Origin of the sequence: Salinarimonas rosea DSM 21201 (genome assembly GCF_000429045.1) — a bacterium.
GTDB lineage: Bacteria > Pseudomonadota > Alphaproteobacteria > Rhizobiales > Beijerinckiaceae > Salinarimonas > Salinarimonas rosea.
In genome coordinates, this window is sequence record NZ_AUBC01000005.1 from 266,505 (window position 1) to 284,731 (window position 18,227).

16 protein-coding genes and 1 rRNA gene are annotated in these 18,227 nt (G+C 72.1%); 8 read left to right on the forward strand and 9 right to left on the reverse strand.

The genetic code is table 11. The annotated features are described in order from the left end of the window. Positions 1 to 8 precede the first annotated feature (8 nt). Positions 9 to 1,220 carry an ornithine--oxo-acid transaminase gene (gene rocD / locus G407_RS0105100; RefSeq protein WP_029029947.1) on the forward strand — a complete coding sequence of 404 codons (1,212 nt, stop codon included), beginning with the start codon at positions 9 to 11 and terminating at the stop codon, positions 1,218 to 1,220. Here the strand turns inward: rocD and G407_RS0105105 are convergent. Then, a complete protein-coding gene (locus G407_RS0105105) occupies positions 1,204 to 2,334 on the reverse strand; it encodes a COX15/CtaA family protein (protein WP_052340971.1) in 1,131 nt (376 codons plus the stop codon). The genes rocD and G407_RS0105105 overlap by 17 nt on opposite strands. 162 nt (positions 2,335 to 2,496) lie before the next feature. On the opposite strand from G407_RS0105105, the gene G407_RS0105110 reads away from it, so the two are divergent. Continuing rightward, entirely contained in the window at positions 2,497 to 2,712 is a 216-nt protein-coding gene (locus tag G407_RS0105110; RefSeq protein WP_029029949.1) for a DUF2842 domain-containing protein, read from the forward strand. Positions 2,713 to 2,827: 115 nt separating this feature from the next. Continuing rightward, a complete protein-coding gene (locus G407_RS0105115) occupies positions 2,828 to 3,766 on the forward strand; it encodes a metallophosphoesterase family protein (RefSeq protein ID WP_029029950.1) in 939 nt (312 codons plus the stop codon). Positions 3,767 to 3,773: 7 nt separating this feature from the next. Here the strand turns inward: G407_RS0105115 and G407_RS0105120 are convergent, their stop codons facing one another. Continuing rightward, positions 3,774 to 4,874, reverse strand: a complete 1,101-nt coding sequence (locus G407_RS0105120) for a saccharopine dehydrogenase family protein (protein WP_029029951.1) — start codon at positions 4,872 to 4,874, stop codon at positions 3,774 to 3,776. Between the two features lie 112 nt (positions 4,875 to 4,986). On the opposite strand from G407_RS0105120, the gene G407_RS0105125 reads away from it, so the two are divergent. Both G407_RS0105125 and G407_RS0105130 read left to right on the forward strand, forming a co-directional pair. After that, positions 4,987 to 5,430: an Lrp/AsnC family transcriptional regulator gene (locus G407_RS0105125; RefSeq protein ID WP_029029952.1), complete on the forward strand. Its 444-nt coding sequence runs from the start codon at positions 4,987 to 4,989 to the stop codon at positions 5,428 to 5,430. Positions 5,431 to 5,501: 71 nt separating this feature from the next. Continuing rightward, entirely contained in the window at positions 5,502 to 6,668 is a 1,167-nt protein-coding gene (locus G407_RS0105130) for an aminotransferase (protein ID WP_029029953.1), read from the forward strand. Between the two features lie 17 nt (positions 6,669 to 6,685). Here G407_RS0105130 and G407_RS25825 read toward each other — a convergent pair whose 3' ends face one another. Beyond that, positions 6,686 to 7,204, reverse strand: a complete 519-nt coding sequence (locus G407_RS25825; RefSeq protein ID WP_043538937.1) for a GNAT family N-acetyltransferase — start codon at positions 7,202 to 7,204, stop codon at positions 6,686 to 6,688. Continuing rightward, positions 7,201 to 7,476: a type II toxin-antitoxin system TacA family antitoxin gene (locus G407_RS25830; protein WP_043538938.1), complete on the reverse strand. Its 276-nt coding sequence runs from the start codon at positions 7,474 to 7,476 to the stop codon at positions 7,201 to 7,203. Before G407_RS25830 ends, G407_RS25825 begins: the two co-directional genes overlap by 4 nt. 152 nt (positions 7,477 to 7,628) lie before the next feature. Between G407_RS25830 and G407_RS0105140 the strand changes: the two genes are divergently transcribed. Both G407_RS0105140 and G407_RS0105145 read left to right on the forward strand, forming a co-directional pair. After that, positions 7,629 to 11,192: a PAS domain-containing hybrid sensor histidine kinase/response regulator gene (locus G407_RS0105140; protein WP_029029954.1), complete on the forward strand. Its 3,564-nt coding sequence runs from the start codon at positions 7,629 to 7,631 to the stop codon at positions 11,190 to 11,192. A gap of 161 nt (positions 11,193 to 11,353) precedes the next feature. Then, positions 11,354 to 11,881, forward strand: a complete 528-nt coding sequence (locus tag G407_RS0105145) for an HPP family protein (RefSeq protein ID WP_210163077.1) — start codon at positions 11,354 to 11,356, stop codon at positions 11,879 to 11,881. Between the two features lie 3 nt (positions 11,882 to 11,884). Here the strand turns inward: G407_RS0105145 and G407_RS0105150 are convergent, their stop codons facing one another. The 5 genes from G407_RS0105150 to G407_RS0105170 form a co-directional block, all read right to left on the reverse strand. After that, a complete protein-coding gene (locus tag G407_RS0105150) occupies positions 11,885 to 12,436 on the reverse strand; it encodes an acyl-CoA thioesterase (protein ID WP_029029956.1) in 552 nt (183 codons plus the stop codon). Between the two features lie 101 nt (positions 12,437 to 12,537). After that, positions 12,538 to 14,238: a methyl-accepting chemotaxis protein gene (locus tag G407_RS0105155; protein ID WP_029029957.1), complete on the reverse strand. Its 1,701-nt coding sequence runs from the start codon at positions 14,236 to 14,238 to the stop codon at positions 12,538 to 12,540. A gap of 115 nt (positions 14,239 to 14,353) precedes the next feature. After that, on the reverse strand, positions 14,354 to 15,259 hold the full coding sequence (locus G407_RS0105160; protein WP_029029958.1) for a PfkB family carbohydrate kinase: 906 nt from the start codon (positions 15,257 to 15,259) through the stop codon (positions 14,354 to 14,356). 32 nt (positions 15,260 to 15,291) lie between these two features. Then, on the reverse strand, positions 15,292 to 15,732 hold the full coding sequence (locus G407_RS0105165) for a VOC family protein (protein WP_029029959.1): 441 nt from the start codon (positions 15,730 to 15,732) through the stop codon (positions 15,292 to 15,294). Between the two features lie 121 nt (positions 15,733 to 15,853). Next, on the reverse strand, positions 15,854 to 17,257 hold the full coding sequence (locus G407_RS0105170) for an MFS transporter (protein ID WP_029029960.1): 1,404 nt from the start codon (positions 17,255 to 17,257) through the stop codon (positions 15,854 to 15,856). An 814-nt stretch (positions 17,258 to 18,071) separates the two neighbouring features. Here G407_RS0105170 and G407_RS0105175 point away from each other — a divergent pair. Then, a 16S ribosomal RNA gene (locus tag G407_RS0105175) occupies positions 18,072 to 18,227 on the forward strand; the annotation flags it as partial.

The following is an 18,227-nucleotide window of genomic DNA, read 5'->3' on the forward strand; positions in this document are numbered from 1 at the left end:
GACCCGCCATGACGCGCCACGCCGAGGACCTGATCGCGATCGAGACACGGCTCGGCGCGCACAATTACAAGCCGATCGACGTCGTGCTCGAGCGCGGCTCCGGCGTCTGGGTGTGGGACGTGGAGGGGCGGCGCTACCTCGATTGCCTGTCCGCCTATTCCGCGGTGAACCAGGGGCATTGCCACCCGAAGATCCGCGAGGCGATGATCGCCCAGTCGGAGCGCCTGACCCTGACGTCGCGCGCGTTCCGCAACGACCAGCTGCCGCTGTTCTACGAGGAGATCGCGGCGCTGACCGGCTCGCACACGGTACTGCCGATGAACTCGGGCGCGGAGGCGGTGGAGACCGCGATCAAGGCGGTGCGCAAGTGGGGCTACGAGGTCAAGGGCGTGCCCGACGGCACCGCCGAGATCATCGTCGCGCGGGAGAACTTCCACGGCCGCACGCTCGGCGTGGTCGGCTTCTCCACCGATCCGGACGCGCGCGGCGGCTTCGGCCCCTTCGCGCCGGGCTTCGTCGCCGTGCCCTTCGGCGACGCGGATGCGCTCGAGGCGGCGATCGGCCCGAGCACGGTCGGGGTGCTGCTCGAGCCGATCCAGGGCGAGGCCGGCACGATCATCCCGCCACCGGGCTACTTCCAGCGGGTGCGGGCGCTGTGCACCGCGCACGCGATCACGCTCGTCCTCGACGAGATCCAGACCGGGCTCGGCCGCACCGGCCGGCTCTTCGCGGAGGAGCACGAAGGCATCGAGGCGGACGTGACACTCGTCGGCAAGGCGCTGTCCGGCGGATTCTACCCGGTCTCGGCCGTGCTCTCCAACAAGGAGGTGCTCGGCGTGCTGAAGCCGGGCCAGCACGGCTCGACCTTCGGCGGCAACCCGCTCGCCTGCGCCATCGCCCGCGCGGCGCTGAAGGTGCTCGTCGAGGAGGGCATGATCGAGAACGCCGACGCCATGGGCGCGCGGATGAAGGCCGGGCTCGCCGGCATCCGCTCGAACCTCGTCAAGGACGTGCGCGGGCGCGGGTTGATGCTGGCGGTGGAGTTGCACCCGGAGGTCGGCGGCGCGCGGCGCGTCTGCGAGGCGCTGCGGGAGCGGGGCGTGCTCGCCAAGGACACGCACGAGCACACGATCCGCCTCGCGCCGCCACTGGTCATCTCGGAGGCCGAGGTCGATCTCGCGGTCGAGGCGCTGGCGGACGCGCTCAGGGCGTGCGCGTGAGGGCGGGTGTGGGCTCCGCCTCCCGCGCGTCCCGGGCGGCGCGCAGGTGCACCACCGCCATGACCAGGATCAGCATGGCCAGCACCTGGTGGGCGAGGCCGGCCCAGAGCGGCACGACGAGGACGAGCGTCGCGATTCCGAGCGCCGCCTGAGCCGTGGTGATCCCCGCGAGCGCCACCGCCCGCCTCGCCGCTGCCCCGCCGGGCCCCGCCCGCCAGGTGGCGACGGCGTGCCAGAGCGCGAAGGCGAGGAGCGCGTAGGCGACGAGGCGATGGTTCAGCTGCACCAGCGCGACGTTGTCGACGAAGTTCTCGACGAGGGGCTCGACCGCGAACAGGGTCGCCAGCGAGGGGGCGAAACCGCCGTCCATCAGGGGCCAGGTGTTGAAGGTGAAGCCCGCCCGCGAGCCGGCGACGAGGCCGCCGAGCGCGATCTGGAAGAACAGGAGCGCGACCAGGATCGCCGCGCCCCGCGCCACGGCGGGGGACACCGGCGCGCGCTCGCGGGCCGAGAGGCCGGTCGCCACCCAGGCGAGGAGCGCGAGGATGACGCTCGCGATGGTGAGATGCGCGGTCAGCTTGATCGGCGCCACCGCCGTCATGCCGGGCTCGAGGCCCGAGGCGACCATGATCCAGCCGACCGTCGCCTGCAGCCCGCCCAGCGCGCCGATGAACAGGAGCCCGCCGGCGAGGCGTGTCGATACCGCCCCCTTGAGCCAGAAGACCACCAGCGGCAGGAAGAACACGAGGCCGAGCAGCCGCCCGAGCTGGCGGTGACCCCATTCCCACCAGTAGATGACCTGGAACTCGGCGAGGCTCATGCCGGCGTTGAGCAGGCGGTACTGGTCGATCTGCCGGTACTTCTCGAACTCCGCGAGCCAGGCCGCCTCAGAGAGCGGCGGGATCGCGCCGGTGACGGGCTTCCACTCGGTGATCGACAGCCCGGACCCCGTCAGCCGCGTCGCGCCGCCGACGGCCACCATGGCGACGACGAGGAGGACGAGCGTCCACACCCAGGCCCGCACCGCGGCGGCGAGGCGGGGGCTCGCCGCGGCGCCGGGACCGCTCGTGACGTCGCCCGTGGATTCGGTCGTCTCAACGGCCAGCGTGCTCATCCCAATCCGTCGCTCGTTCGCGCACGCGCGGCCCGCGTCAGTCCGCGCGCTTGATCCATCGGCTCGCGGCGGACATAGAGGCTCGAACGCCGCCCCGCCAGCCCCCGCATCGCCGCACCCGCGGCGGGAAACGCTCCCTGGAACGCTCCCCGGAAGACTCGCATGACCCAGCGCACCCGCAAGCTCGTCGGCACCATCGTCATCATCCTCTTCGTCATGGTCTACGGCCCCGTCGCCATGGCCCTGGCCGACAGCCGCATCGCGGAGCTTCCGGGTCTCGCGCAGGCGGCGGTCTACATGCTGCTCGGCCTCGCCTGGGTCGTGCCGGTCCTGCCGCTGATCAAGTGGATGCAGAAGCCCGACCCCGACCAGGCCTGACCGGCTCATTCGCGGTTGCGCGGCCGCGCTCTCGCACCTCCCCGACGACGGTCGAGGTTGACCTTCGGCGCGCGAGAGGCGAACTCTCCCGCGCGCGGAGACGTTTCGATACCCGATGTTCCGGATTGCCCATCTCACGGACCCCCATGTCGGTCCCCTGCCCCGCCCCCGGCTCCGGGAGCTGCTGAACAAGCGGCTCACCGGCTTCTTCAACTGGCACAGCGGGCGCACCAAGGCGCACGACATGGAGCTCCTCGCCGCGCTCGTCTCGGACATGCACGAGCAGGAGCCGCACCACATCGCTTGCACGGGCGACGTCGCCAATATCGGCCTGCCCGAGGAATGGTCGACGGCGCGCGTCTTCCTGGAAGGGCTCGGCCCGCCGGATCGGGTGAGCTTCGTGCCGGGCAATCACGATGCCTACATCGAAGGCGCGCTGCAGGGCCTGCTCGCGGTCTGCGGGCCGTGGACGGAGGACGACGGCGGGGCGCTCGGCAAGTTTCCCTACGTGCGCCGGCGTGGGCACGTGGCCCTCGTGGGTCTGTCCTCGGCAATCCCGACGGCGCCCTTCGTCGCCAGCGGCCGCATGGGGCGGCGCCAGATGGAGGCCACCGAGCGCATCCTGGCGCAGCTCGGCGCGGAGGGCTTCGTGCGCGTGGTGATGATCCACCACCCGCCCCATGTCGCCGGCGCCTCGGCGGGCCGCAACCTCACCGACGCCAAGCGCTTCGAGGCGATGATCGCCCGCACCGGCGCCGAGCTCGTGCTGCACGGGCACAACCACATCGGCTCGGTCGCGACGATCCCCGGGCCGCACGGCCGGGTGCCGGTCGTCGGCGCGCCGTCCGCGTCCTCGCGCGGCGGCACGATCACCCACCGCGCCGCCTACTACCTGTTCGACATCGAGGAGGAGACGAGCGACGCCCCGCGCATCCGCGCGCAGCTGCGCGGCCTGAAGCCCGACGGCACAATCGGCTTCCTCGAGGAGGTGTCGCTCACCGAGAAGTCCGGGGGCATCAAGGTGACGTTCCGGCCGGAGCGCCGCGCGCGCTAGGCACGCCTCAGGCGGCGGCGCGGGCGTCGTCGCCGCGGGCGTAGGCGCGACCGAAGCGGTTCTCGAGGAAGGCCGCGAGGCCGATGTCCTCCTGGCGCACGAAGCCCGCCTGCGGCAGCCGGCCCTCGGCGAGCAGGTCGAGCACCGCGCAGACCGCCGAGGCGGTCGTGATCTGGATCGCGGAGCGCACGCGCCCGCCGATCCGCTCGGCGTAGATCTTGCGCGCGAACGTCTCCTGCGTGAGCAGCCCGTCCTTCTGCCCCGACACCGTGACGAAGACGATGACGACGTCCTGCATCGTCGTGGGCACCGCCTGCTCCAGGATGTCCTTGAGCACCTCGCGGCGCTCGCGCAGCCGCAGGTCGTCGAGGAGCGCCTTCATCACGGCGCAGTGCCCCGGATAGCGGATCGAGCGGTAGTTCAGCGTGCGCACCCGCCCGGCGAGCGTCTCGCACAGGGTGCCGAGGCCGCCGGAGGTGTTGAACGCCTCGTAGCGCACGCCGTCCAGCGAGAACTCCTCGCGCTCGCCGAGCGCCGCCGCCTGGACGAGGCGCCCGTCGCGGATCGCCTCGCAGGGCTCGATATACTCGTTGATCACCCCGTCGGTCGACCAGGTGAGATTGTAGTTGAGGGCGTTCGTCGGGAACTGCGGCAGCGCGCCGACGCGCAGCTTGACCTCGTCGAGCGTCTCGAACTCCGCCGCGAGATCGTTGGCGACGATCGACACGAAGCCCGGCGCGAGCCCGCATTGCGGGATGAAGGCCGCCGTCGCGCCCTCGGCCAGCGCCTTGACGCGCCGGGTCGTGGCGACGTCCTCGGTCAGGTCCAGGTAGTGCGTGCCGCTCGCCGCCGCCGCCTCGGCGATCGCCGCGGTGAGCTGGAAGGGCGCGGCCGAGATCACCGCCCAGGCGCCGGACAGGCGCGCGCGCATGGCTGCGGCGTCTGCGATGTCGAGCGTCGCCGCGGTCACCGGCGTGCCCTCGGTCGCGCGGGCGAGCGCCGCCTCGTCGCGATCGGCGAGGGTGACGGCGTAGTCGCCCGTGTCGGCGAGCATGCGGGCGACGATGCGGCCGATCTTGCCGGCGCCGACGACGACGATGTCCTTCATGGTTGCTTCCTCGGGCGTTCCGTTCCTGGCGGATCCTCAGGCTAGCCTTCCCCCGGGGCGGAAACGACGCTACGTTCCGCGCATTCCGACAGCGAGAATGGACAGACCGCCGATGCCGATGGACGAAACGACGACGGACAAGGATCGCGCGCTCATCGCGCTCCTGCGCGAGAACGCCCGCGCGCCGGTCGCCGAGATCGCCCGGCGTCTCGGCGTCTCGCGCACCACCGTCCAGAGCCGCATCGATCGGCTCGAGCGCGCGGGCATCGTCGTCGGCTACACGGCGCGGCTCTCCGCGGACTACGAGGCCGGTCTCGTGCGCGCGCACGTCATGATCGTCGCCGCGCCGAAGCTGACGCCGGCGGTGACGAAGGCGCTCGCGGCGATGCCGGAGCTGCGCCGGCTGCTCTCCGTCTCCGGCGCCTTCGACATGATCGCCGAGGTCGCCGCCGAGAGCGTCGCGGCGCTCGATGCGGTGATCGACCGCATCGGCGCGCTCGACGGCGTCGAGCGGACGCAGACCTCGGTGGTCTTGTCCACGCGATTCGCGCGCTGACGAGGCTGGCGCGACGGCTCCGGCTGCGCTTTGCTGCGCGCTCGTCTCCCCTCCCCGCTCGAGGCCCGCGCATGTCCCCCCGCCTCTCACCCGCCGTCGCCGCGATCCAGTCCCCGCCGATCCCCGAGGCCCAGGGCTGGGCGCGGGCCTATGCCGGCGCGCACGGCCCGCTGATCGACCTGTCGCAGGCGGCACCGGGCGGTGCGCCGCATCCCGCTCTCCTGGCCCGGCTCGCGGAGGCCGCCGGCTCCGCGGACGCCGCGCGCTACGGGCCGATCCTCGGCGACGACACCCTGCGGGGCGCGCTCGCGGCGGACGTGTCGCGGCTCTACGGCGGGCCGGTCGCGGCCGACGACGTGGCGATCACGGCGGGCTGCAACGCCGCCTTCGTCACGACCATGCTCGCGATCGCCGCGCCCGGCGACGCGGTGCTGCTGCCGACGCCCTGGTACTTCAACCACGAGATGACGCTCGCGATGCTCGGGATCGAGGCGCGCCCCCTGCCCTGCCGGGCGCAGGACGGGTTCGTGCCGCGCCCGGAGGACGCCGAGGCGCTGGTCGACGCGCGGGTGCGCGCGATCGTGCTGGTCACCCCCAACAACCCGACGGGCGCGATCTACCCGCCGGACACGATCGCCGCCTTCGCCGACCTCGCCCGGCGGCGCGGACTCTGGCTCGTCGTCGACGAGACCTATCGCGACTTCCTGCCCCTCGGCTCCGGCGCGCCGCACGGGCTCTTCGGCGACGCCGGCCGGCGCGCGGGTGTCGTCCACCTCTACTCGTTCTCGAAGAGCTATGCCGTGCCGGGCCATCGCCTGGGTGCGCTCGTCGCCGGGCCGGAGCTCGTCGCGGCGGCGGGCAAGATCCTCGACAACGTTCAGATCTGCCCCGCCCGCGCCGGCCAGGCCGCGGTCGCCTGGGCGATCGAGGCCTTGCGCCCCTGGCGCGAGGAGGCCCGCGCCACGCTCGAGGCGCGCGCCGACGCCTTCGCCGCCGCGCTGGCGCCGCTGCCGGGCTGGGAGATCGCCTCGATCGGCCCCTACTTCGCCTATGTCCGCCACCCCTGGCCCGGCACGCCGGCCGCGGAGACCGCGAAGCGGCTCGCGGTCGAGCGCGGCGTGCTGATGCTGCCGGGCAGCTTCTTCGGGCCGGGGCAGGAGGACTATCTGCGGGTGGCGTTCGCGAACGTGGACGCGCAGCGGCTGGCGATGGTGGGGGAGCGGCTGGGGGCGGGGTGATCCGCACGACAGGCCGATCAGCGGCCGAGCAACGCGCGGACGTCCTTCAGCAGCATGAAGAGGTGATACGGGTCGCTCGGGCTCGGCTCGAAGTCGTAGCGGGCATACCAGTCTCGCGCGGCGGCGTCCTTCGCGTGGACGAGACCGGCGCGAATTCCCGCATGATCGGCGGCTCGCTGCGTGCGAAGCAAGGCATCCCGCAGCATTTCGCTTCCGACGCCCCGACCCTGCTCGTCAGTATCGACCGCCAGCCGCGCCAGGAGCATCACCGGGATCGGATGCCGCGCGAGGCCTTTCGCCACGCGCCGGGGTACATGGGCGGGATCGACGGAGCCCACCGTGAGGCTGTAGTACCCGACCACTCGGTGCGCACCACGGCACAGGACGAACGTGCGCGTACTGCCGGCTTTCTCGTTCACGAGCGCAAAGCGCTTCAGGAAGCGGTCGAGCGCCTCCCTCCCGCAGGAGAAGCTATCGACGTCGTGATGGCCCCCGAGCGGCTCGATGGCGCGCAGGGGCTCCGGCGCGGCGGTCACTCGATGATGCTCTTCTTGGCGAGCAGAGCGGCGAGGCGCGGCTTGTGGACGACCGGCCGATCGAGGATCGCGTTGAAGGCTTCCCAGCGCTCCTCGTCGAGGCGGAAGGTCCGACGATCCATGAGCGCTTCCTCGGCCGCCGTGACCCCTGCGTCGACGAGAAAGTCCGTCACGTTCTTGTGAGAGGCGCTCGCCGCCTGCTGGAGGAGCGCCTTGACCTCCGCCGTCGTCCGGATCTCGATCCGCTCGGCCTTCGCTTCCCGGATTGCCATGTGCCGCTCCTCGTAGTCGGTACGCGATACATATCATACGGACGTTGTCCGTACCAGCCTGTCCGCGTGGTCTTCACCGATCACGCCCCCTCGCTTTCCCCGGCCGATCCGATAGTCTAGATGGCTCCACAGGTTAGGCGGGGTCTCCCACCATGGTCGCCGGCTGGGCCGTCGTCGTCACGGCCCTCCTCTATCTCTCGCTGCTCTTCGCCGTCGCCCATTGGGGCGATCGATCGGGGGCGTCGCTCGTTGCGGGGCGGGCGCGGCCGTGGATCTACGCGCTGGCGCTGGCGGTCTACTGCACCTCGTGGACGTTCTACGGCTCGGTGGGGCTCGCCACCGGCTCGGGCCTCGACTTCCTGATGATCTATGTCGGGCCGATCCTGGTCTTCGTCTTCGGGCACCGGGTGCTCGCGCGGATCGTGCGCATCGCCAAGGACCAGAACATCACCTCGGTGGCCGACTTCGTCGCCGCCCGCTACGGCAAGTCGGAGCGCGTCGCGGCGCTCGTCTGCCTGATCGCGGTGGTCGGATCGCTGCCCTACATCGCGCTCCAGCTCAAGGCCGTCTCGTCCTCGCTCGACGTCTTCCTCGCCGCCGACGAGACCATGGCCTACGCACGCACGACCTTCCCGATGTTCGGCGATCTCGCCTTCGTCGTCGCCGCCGTGCTCGCCTTCTTCGCGGTGGGCTTCGGCACGCGCCACGCGGACGCTACCGAGCACCAGGACGGGCTCGTGCTCGCCATCTCGCTCGAGAGCGTGGTCAAGCTCGTCGCCTTCCTGATGGTGGGCTTCTGGACCATCGCCGTCGTCTTCGGCGGCCTGCCCGGGCTCGTCGAGCGCCTCGCGAGCCCGCAGCCCGGGCAGATCTCGATGGGCGACTTCCTGGGGCAGACCTCGAGCCCCGGCTACCTCGCGACGCTCGCGCTGCTCTCGGCGATCGCCATCGTGATGCTGCCGCGCCAGTTCCACATGGGCGTCGTCGAGAACCGCGAGCCCGACGACCTGCGTCGCGCGGCCTGGCTGTTCCCGCTCTACCTCGTGCTGATCAACGTCTTCGTCGTGCCGATCGCCATCGCCGGCGCGGACGCGCTCGTGCCGGGCTCGGTGGACTCGGACATGACCGTGCTCGGCCTGCCGCTCGCCCAGGGCGCGGGGGCGATGGCGCTCGTGGCCTTCATCGGCGGGCTCTCGGCGGCGACCGCGATGGTGATCGTGGAATCCGTCGCGCTCGCGATCATGATCTCGAACCACCTCGTCATCCCGCTCGTCCTGCGTCGCCGCGGCGCCTTCGCCAGCGCCGCGCAGCCGGGTGAGCGCGGCAGCGTGCCGGACGACCTCGGCGGCTTCGTGCTGGTCGTCCGGCGCATCGCGATCGTCGCGATGATCATGCTCGCCTACCTCTACTACCGCGCGGCGGGGGACGCGGCACTCGCCGCCATCGGCCTCCTCGCCTTCGCGGCGCTGGCGCAGATCGCGCCGGCCTTCATCGGCGGGCTGGTATGGCGGCGCGGCACGGCTGCGGGCGCGGCGGCGGGGCTGTCGATCGGCTTCCTGGTGTGGGCCTACACCCTGATGCTGCCCTCGATCGCCTGGCATTCGCCGATCGTCGACGGCCTCCTCGCCGCCGGTCCCTTCGGCATCGACGCCCTGAGGCCGACGAGCCTGTTCGGCACCAGCCTGCCGGAGCTCACCCACGGCGTGGTCTGGAGCCTCGGGCTCAACGTCGCGGCCTACGTCCTCGTCTCGCTGGCGCGCCCGATGACCGCCCTCGAGCGGCTCCAGGCGGCGGCCTACATGCCGGTCGCGGACGCGCCGGCGACACCCTCCTTCCGCTTCTTCCGCGCCGTCGTGACGGTCGACGAGCTGCGCTCCAGCGTCGCCCGCTACCTCGGCGAGGAGCGCGCCAACCGGTCCTTCGAGGGTTTCGCCTCGGCGCGGGGCGCGCGGCTCGAGGCCGGCGCGGAGGCGGACATCCACCTCCTGCGCTATGCCGAGCACCTGCTCGCGTCGGCCATCGGTGCATCCTCGGCGCGTCTCGCGCTGTCGCTCGTGCTCAAGCGGCGCAACGTCTCGACGGCGGACGCGCTCAAGCTCCTCGACGACGCCTCCGCCGCGATCCAGGCCAACCGCGACCTCCTCCAGCACGCGCTCGACCACGCCCGCCAGGGTATCACCGTGCTCGATTCGCAGCTGCACATCCTGTGCTGGAACCGTGCCTTCGTGGATCTCTACGACCTGCCGCCGGAGTTCGTGCGCGTGGGCATCTCGCTCGACGAGATCGTGCGCTTCAACGCCAGCCGCGGCTCCTACGGGCCGGGCGTGATCGAGCAGCAGATCGCCCAGCGCATCCACTCCTTCGTCCACGACACGGCGCCGGTACGCCTGCGGCTCTACCCGCACGAGCGCGTCATCGAGATCCGCACGACGCCGCTGCCGGACGGCGGCTTCGTGACGACCTACACCGACGTCACCGAGGCCGTCGCCGCCGAGGAGGCGCGCGCACGCAACGCGGAAGAGCTCGAGCGGCGCGTCGCCGAGCGCACCGAGGAGCTCACCCGCCTCAACGAGGCGCTGATCCGCGCCAAGGCCGAGGCGGAGGACGCCAACGCCTCGAAGACCCGCTTCCTGGCCGCTGCCTCGCACGACATCCTCCAGCCGCTCAACGCCGCGCGCCTCTACGCCACCGCCCTCGTCGAACGCGACCGCGAGGGCGGCGACGCGACGCTCGCCGAGAACGTCGACGCCTCGCTCGACGCGGTGGAGGAGATCCTCACGGCCTTGCTGGACATCTCCCGCCTCGACACCGGCGCGATGAAGCCGCAATGGTCGAGCTTCCGCCTCGACGAGATGCTGCGCCAGCTCCAGCGCGAGTTCGAGCCGGTCGCCGCCGAGAAGGGCCTGCGGCTGCGCTTCGTCGCGCCCTCGCTGACCGTGCGCTCCGACCGCCGGCTGCTGCGCCGCCTGCTGCAGAACCTGATCTCGAACGCGATCAAGTACACGCCGTCGGGCACCGTCCTCGTCGGCGCGCGCCGGCGCGGCGGACGGCTGCGGCTCGACGTGCTCGACACCGGGCTCGGGATCCCCCCGTCGAAGCAGCGCATCGTCTTCCGCGAGTTCCAGCGGCTCGACCAGGGCGCGAAGGTGGCGCGGGGGCTCGGGCTCGGGCTCTCGATCGTCGAGCGCATCGCGCGCGTCCTCGACCACACGCTCGACCTCTCCTCGGAGAGCGGGCGCGGCTCGCGCTTCTCCGTGCTGCTCCCGGTCGTCGCCCCGCTGCCGGCGATGGCGCAGCCGGCGGAGGCGCCGATCGTCCCGGCGATGCCGCTCGCGGGGCTGCGCGTGCTCGCCATCGACAACGAGCCGGCGATCCTCGAGGGCATGCGCACGCTGCTCGGCGGCTGGGGCTGCCGCGTCGGGACCGCCGCCTCGCTGAAGGAGGCGATGGAGCGCCTGCGCGACGAGCCGGCCGGGCCGGACGTCGTCATCGCCGACTACCATCTCGACGAGGGCACCGGCATCGAGGCGATCGCCGCCCTGCGCTGGAAGCTCGGCGACCTGCCCGCGATCCTGCTCACCGCCGATCGCACGCTGCCCGTGCGCGACGAGGCGGCGGAGAAGCATATCCACGTCCTCAACAAGCCGCTGAAGCCCGCGGCGCTGCGCGCCCTCCTCGCCCGCTGGCGCGCGGAGCGGCGCGCGGCCGCCGAATAGCGCACTGCGGACGGCCGGCTCCTCCCGGCAGGAGCCCGTCGCGGAGGTTTCCCGCACCGCGGAATTGGGCCGGTCGCGCTTGCCGCGCGGCAGGACGTCGGTGTCAATGACCCGAGAAGGCACGCGTGACGAGACGGGGGGGAGATGACGAGGGCGGGATCATGAGCGGCGGCCTGCGCCCGCGGCTGCCGGGGGAGCTCTGGAAGCGCATGCGGCTCGTGGTGCGCAAGCCGTCGACGCTCGCCGTGCGCTTCGTGCTCGCCGGCATCGCGACCGCGATCGCGGTCGGCCTGCTGGAGCTCGCGGCGCTGACCACCCGCACGCCCTATTGGCAGGTGCCCTTCGTCACCTCGATCGCGCTCGTCATCGGCCTGCCCTACGCGGAGGCGTCGACGCGGCGCGCGCTGATCGGCGGGCACATCGTCGCCGCGCTCGTCGGCTACGCCGTGCTGTACGCGCTCGGCCCCTCGATCCACACGGCCGCCTTCGCCTGCGGTCTCGCGGTCACCGCGATGCTCGCGACCCGCACGATGCACCCGCCCGCCGCCGTCAACCCGTTCCTGGTCGTCAACGAGAGCCTCGGCCTCGGCTTCCTGGTCGGCACGATCGTGCCCGGCGCGATCCTGCTCGCGGTCTTCGCCTTCGTCTGGAACGAGGTGATCACCGCGCGCTGGACGCGCCGCGGGTGAGCCTCACCCCGCGGCCCTGAGCGCATCCTCCGCCGCGATGAAGGCTGCGACCTCCGGCGTCATCGCGGGGGACGCCGTCTCCGGCACGCCCACCTCCGCGAGGAGCCGCGAGACCGGCACGAAGCCCTTCTCGCGCCGGTCGTAGAGCCCCGCGCGCACGAGCGCGATCGCCGCGAGGATCTCCGCCCCGTCGCGCCCGCGCGTCACGACCCGGTGCTCGACGACCACCCACGCCTCGGACCAGGCGACGATGCGGGTCTCGAGCCGGAAGCGCCGCCACAGCCGCAATTCGCGCCGAAAGCGGATCTTGCCGGCCGAGACGATCGGCACCCAGCCGTGGCGGCGGATCGCCTTCCACAGGCCGGTGCGGATCATCAGGTCGACGCGCCCGAGATCCATCAGCGTCCAGTAGCGGCCGTTGTTCATGTGGAGCGAGACGTCGAGGTCGTGGGGCATCACCCGGAAGCCGACGCGCGAGGCGTCGTCGATCGGGTGCAGCCGCGGGCCCCGCAGCGCGGCGAGGACGACGGCGAGGAGGCGCAGCCAGAGGTTCATGGGCTCGACGAGAGGTGCACGGAACGAGAGCGGACGGGCGTGCCGCCCGGCACGCCCGTCCGCTCTATCAGCAAGCCGGAGGGCAGCCCAGCGGTTCCGCCTCAGGCCGCGACCCGCGTCAGGAAGCGCTCGACCTCCGCCTCCATCCGCGCGGAGGCGCCGGCGACGGCCTGCGCGGCCGCCTCCACCGCCCGCGCGGTCTCGCTCGAGCGCTCGGCGGCGGTCGTGACCTCGCCCAGCCCCGCCGTGATCTCGTCGGTGCCGCGCGCGGCATCCTGGACGTTGCGCGAGATCTCCGCCGTGGCCGCGCCCTGCTGCGTCATGGCGGACGCGATGGCGGCGGTCGCGACGTCGATCTCGCGCATGCGGTCGGTGATCTGGCGGATCGCCCCCACCGCCCCGTCCGTCGAGCCCTGGACCCCGACGATATGGCGCGCGATCTCCTCCGTCGCCTTGGCGGTCTGGGTCGCGAGCGCCTTCACCTCGGCGGCGACGACGGCGAAGCCCTTGCCCGCCTCCCCGGCGCGAGCGGCCTCGATCGTGGCGTTGAGCGCGAGCAGGTTGGTCTGGTCGGCGATCGAGCGGATCAGGTCGACGACGTCGCCGATCCGCTGGGCCGCCTCGGCGAGGCCGGCGATGTTGCCGTCCGTCGCCTCGGCCTCCCCGAGTCCCTGCTCGACGAGCCCGCGGGCGCGGTCGAGCTGGCCGCCGATCTCGGAGATCGAGGCGGCGAGCTCCTCGGTGGCGCTCGCCACCGTCGCGACGTTGCCCGCCGCCTGGCGCGAGCCGGTGGCGGCGGAGCCGACAGCGCCGCTCGCCTTGTCGGAGACCGCCGTCATGTCCTGCGCGCGGGTGCGCAGGTCCGCCGTCTGGTCGCGCAGGCCCGATGCGATCTCGGAGGCACCGCGGCGGAAGTCGGCGATCGCCGCGTCGAGCACCTCGCGGCGGGCCCGGTCGGCCTCGAGCACCGTGCGGCGCTCCGCCTCGAGCGTGGCCGCCGCGCGGCTGCGGTCGGCGAGCACCGCGAGCGCGCGGGCGACGGCGCCGATCTCGTCGACGCGAGCGGCATGCGGGATCGGCGCGTCGCAGTCGCCCTCGGCGAGACGCTCGACCCGCCCGGCGATGGTCGCGAGCGGCCGGAACATGCGTTGCGCCACGACCCCCGAGCCGGCGATCACGATGACGGCGATGATGCCCGCGACGACGAGCATCCCGCCGAGCGCGTCGTTCTTGACGGCGGTGAAGCTCTCGCTCGGCATGCCGATGAAGAGGATGCCGTTCACCGCACCCGCGGCGTCGATCGTCGGATGGTAGATCGTCAGGTAGTCGCGCCCGAACAGGGTCGCGGGACCCGTGTAGGTGCCGCCCGCGCGGACCACCGCCTGGGCCGGATGATCGGCGGCGAGGAAGGTGCCGTCGGCGCGCTCGCCGTTCTCCTTGCGCAGGTTGGTGGAGCGACGCACGAAGTTGCCCTGCGCGGGATCGAGCGCGAACACGGTGGCGACGCCGCCGGTCATCGCCGCCGTCGTGTCGACGATCGCGTCGTCCTCGAAGGTCGTCAGATCCGGAGAGACGGCGCGGCTCACGTCGGCGCCGGAGACGGCGACGCTCGCCTCGGGCATGCGCTCGGCGAAGACCAGCGCCAGGGTCCGCAGGTCGCCGGCCGCCTGCTCGTAGAGCATCCGCTCGAGCTGCTGCGAGATCTCCCGGGCCGCGAAGGACCACATCGCGGCGGTCGTCACGGCCACGGACAGGACCACGACGGCGAGAACCTTCTTCGACAAGGTGAGCTTCTTGAGCATCGCTTTACCGCCCCTCGGTTTGGAACGGCTCTATTCGCAGAGCGAAAGTCTAAAAAATGCTTTCTCTGGAAGGACACGCAATCGAGCGAGGTGCAATTTCCTCTGCGTCGACCGCTTACGCTACCGAGCGCTGCCGCAGGAAGTCCTCGACGGCCTCCCGCATCGGCGCTCCGTCGCGCCCGCCGAACCGCGTGCACTTGATGGCGGCCGCCGCGGAGGCGAAGCGCGCCGCCGCGACCTCGTCCGCCCCCTCGGCGAGCCGGACGGCGAAGGCGCCGTGCCAGACGTCGCCGGCGGCGAGCGTGTCGACGACGGGGACGTCGAAGGCCGGCATGTGCTCGACCCGCTCGCCCGCCCAGTAGAACAGCCCCTCCCCGCCGTTCGTCACGGCGATCCAGCAGGGCACGGGCGGGCGGTAGGATTCGAGCGCCGTGCGCGCGTCCGCGTGGCCCGTGATGTCGCGCAGCCCCTGCATCGAGAAGGCCACGTGCGTCGCGAGGGAGAGCACCTCGGGCGCGTGGGTCGGGTCGCGGTCCGCGTCGAGGACCGCCGGGATCCCGGCCTCGCGGGCGAGCCGGAAGAGGTGCGCCGTCGCCTCCTGCCAGCGCGTGTCGCCGAGCACGGCGCGGGTGCCGTCGGGCAGCGCGTCGGGGAGCCAGTCGATCTCCCGCGGCATCGCGGGATCCGCGTGCGAGACGACGAGCCGCTCGCCGATCGCGTCGACGACGATCGCCGAGATCGGCGAGGGAAAGCCGTGGACGCGCCGCACCCGGCTGCAATCGACCCCCTCGCGGGTCAGGCGATCGACGATCTCGGCGCCCGCCCAGTCGTCGCCGAGACGCGCCAGCAGCGTCGCGTCGGCGCCGAGCCGGGTCATGGCGATGGCGGCGTTCGCCGCGGTGCCGCCGGTGGTCGTGGTGAAGCCGTACGCCCGGTACTTCTCCGCGCGCGTCGGCATCTCCTCGACCGCGTAGACGTGGTCGAGGGTGGCGATACCGACACTGAGGAGCCGCGGACGCACGGCGAATCATCCAGGCCGAGCCGGCGCCTCCCTCACCAGGAACCGGTGTTGGGCATCGACGCCCACGGCTCCTGCGGCGGCAGCGCCTCGCCGCGCTGAAGCAGCTCGATCGAGATCCCGTCCGGCGAGCGCACGAAGGCCATGTAGCCGTCCCGCGGCGGGCGGTTGATGGTGACGCCCGCGTCCATCAGCTTCTGGCAGGTGGCGTAGATGTCGTCGACGCGATAGGCCAGATGGCCGAAATTCCGGCCGCCCTGATACTCGTGCTCGTCCCAGTTGTTGGTGAGCTCGACCTGGGGCGCCCGCGTCTCGCGCACGTGGTCGAGATCCTTCTCGGCGGCGAGGAAGACGAGGGTGTAGCGGCCCTTCTCGTTGTCCATGCGCCGAGTCTCCACGAGCCCGAGCTTGCCGACGTAGAAGTCGAGCGCGCGGTCGAGATCGCCGACGCGGACCATCGTGTGCAGGTATTCCATGACGCGTTCCTCCGTTTCGCTGGGATGAAAGGCCCGCCGGGCGGCCCGTGTCAAACGCGCGGGCCGTGCCATCGCGCGAAAGGCGCCTCGCAGGAGACGCGGGAAGGCGGACGAGACCGGCTCAGGAGCGCTCGATCGGGACGGGCTCGGCCGCCGTCCCGGAGCCCGGCGCCGCCGGCTGTTCGGTCCCGTCCTCGCCCGGCGCGGGCGTCGTCCCCTCCCCGGCCGCGACCGGCGGGTCCCCCGGCTCCGTCGCCGCGTCCGCGCTTTCGGGCCGCTTCGCCTTGGTCAGCTCGGCGGAGACCGCGCTCGTGGCGAGCACGTTGACGAAGCCGGCGCCCGCCGCCTCGCGCGGGCGCAGGCGGATGCGCAGGACGACGAAGCCCGCGAGCACGAGGCAGATCGCCCCCACGTAGAGGAAGAGCGCCTGGGGACCGGCGACCTGCATCAGCGCGGTCGCCGGCAGCGGGCCGAGCGTCGCGCCGAGCGCCCAGCAGACGAGCATGCTCGACACGGTCGGCACGATCGCCTCGGGCGCCACCAGGTCGCAGGCATGCGCCACGCACACGGCGTAGATGCACAGCGCCACGCCCCCGAACAGGCCGAAGGCGAGGACGAGGGCGAGCGGGGGCAGCGCGAGCGTGCTCGCGGCGACGATGAGCCCGCTCGCCACCGCGGTCGCGCCGAACAATCCGGCGATGACGGTGCGCCGATCGACCTTGTCCGAGAGCCAGCCGAGCGGCCATTGGAAGACGAGGCTCCCCGCCTGGATCGCGAGCAGCAGCAGCGCCGCCTCCCCGGGCGCGAGCCCCACCGCGACGCCGTAGACGGAGGCCACCGCGATCACCGGCCCGTTGATCAGGCCGACGGCGAAGGCGCCGACGACGGCCGACGGCGCGAGCCGCATCAGCGAGGGGATCGCGAGGCGCACGCGCACCGGCGGGCGCGGCTCGCGCGTCGGCGTCGCGGCGATGGGGATGAGGGAGAGGCTCATCCCGGCCGCCATCAGCATGAGGAGGCCCGCGCCCTCCACCGCGCCGAGCCCGATGCCGAGCGGCGAGAGCACGAGCGCCGTCTTGGTGGCGAGCAGGTAGAGCGCGATCACCCGCCCCCGGTTCGCCGCGCTCGCCGTGGCCGAGACCCAGCTGTCGATCACGGTGAACAGCCCCGCGAGCGCGAGGCCCGACACGCCGCGCAGGGCGATCCAGGCGAGCGGGCCCTGCGCGATCTCGAAGGCGAGCACGATCGCCCCCGACAGCGCGGCGAGGCTCGCGTAGGTGCGGATGTGGCCGACCGTGCGCACCAGCGGCGGCGCGAGCAGGCAGCCGACCGCGAAACCGACCCCGTAGGCGGCGGCGACGGCACCGATCTCGGTGATCGTCAGGCCATCGGCGCGCATCCGCAGGGGAAGCAGCACCTGCAGGAGCCCGTTCGCGCCCTGCAGCATGAAGGCGGCCATCGTGATCGTGGCGATCGCGGCGGCGGGGCGCAGCGTGCGGCTCTCGGGAAGCGGAGTGGCGATCATGCGGGGACGGCGGCTCTCTCGGGGCGGTGGTGGATGGAGACGTGCATGGAGACGTGCATGGAGACGTGCATGGAGACGTGTGCGGAGACGTGTGTGGGCCTGCGGCGCCCCGCCGCGGGGCACGCCGTGAGCATCGGCCATTCGCCGCGCCAATGCAGCCGTTTTGCGGCCGTCGGGGGCGGAAAAACTGCACGCCGTGCACAGCGATCCACAGGCCCCGATCGCGATCGGCGCGAAATGGCCGTTGACGCCGAATCGGGATGCGCCTATACCCCGGCTCCCGACGCGGCGAGGCCTTCTCACGGAGGTTTCGGCGGATCGGGCAGCTCTTTGAAGCGTCGCGCATTTTACCGGCTTGCGGGCATTCCTTTCGGGGGCTGCGCGGGGGATCGGGGGATGGCGGACGGCGCTTCGGGGTCTTCGGCGGGGCGGCGAGAATTTCGTCGCGAACGCGGTTGACAGGGGGTTGGGGGATCGCTAGATAGCGCTCCTCACCGCGGCGGGCACGCCCCGCCGGGTTCTCCGGACAGGATGTAGGGTGGAACGCCGATCTCGGTCGGTGCGCCCGTCGTGTTCCGGACCGCTCTTTGACATTGTCGAGAAGGAAGAAGGAGAAGCGTGGGCGGCCTTTTCGTCCTTGCGGATCCGGTTCCGTGGCCTTGCGAGAGCGGGCCTGGGGTCGGGTCGTGAGATGAGAGGCGTACTGCTCGCGACTTTTTCTGAAGGTCACATCGGCTCGTTCCGCGAGGGACGGGTCGAACATGTGACCCTCGTCTATTTCGCTGAGTAGTGAAGCCTTTGGATCACATCTCTTCAACGTGAGAGTTTGATCCTGGCTCAGAGCGAACGCTGGCGGCAGGCTTAACACATGCAAGTCGAACGCACCTTCGGGTGAGTGGCAGACGGGTGAGTAACGCGTGGGAACGTGCCCATCGGTTCGGAATAACCAAGGGAAACTTTGGCTAATACC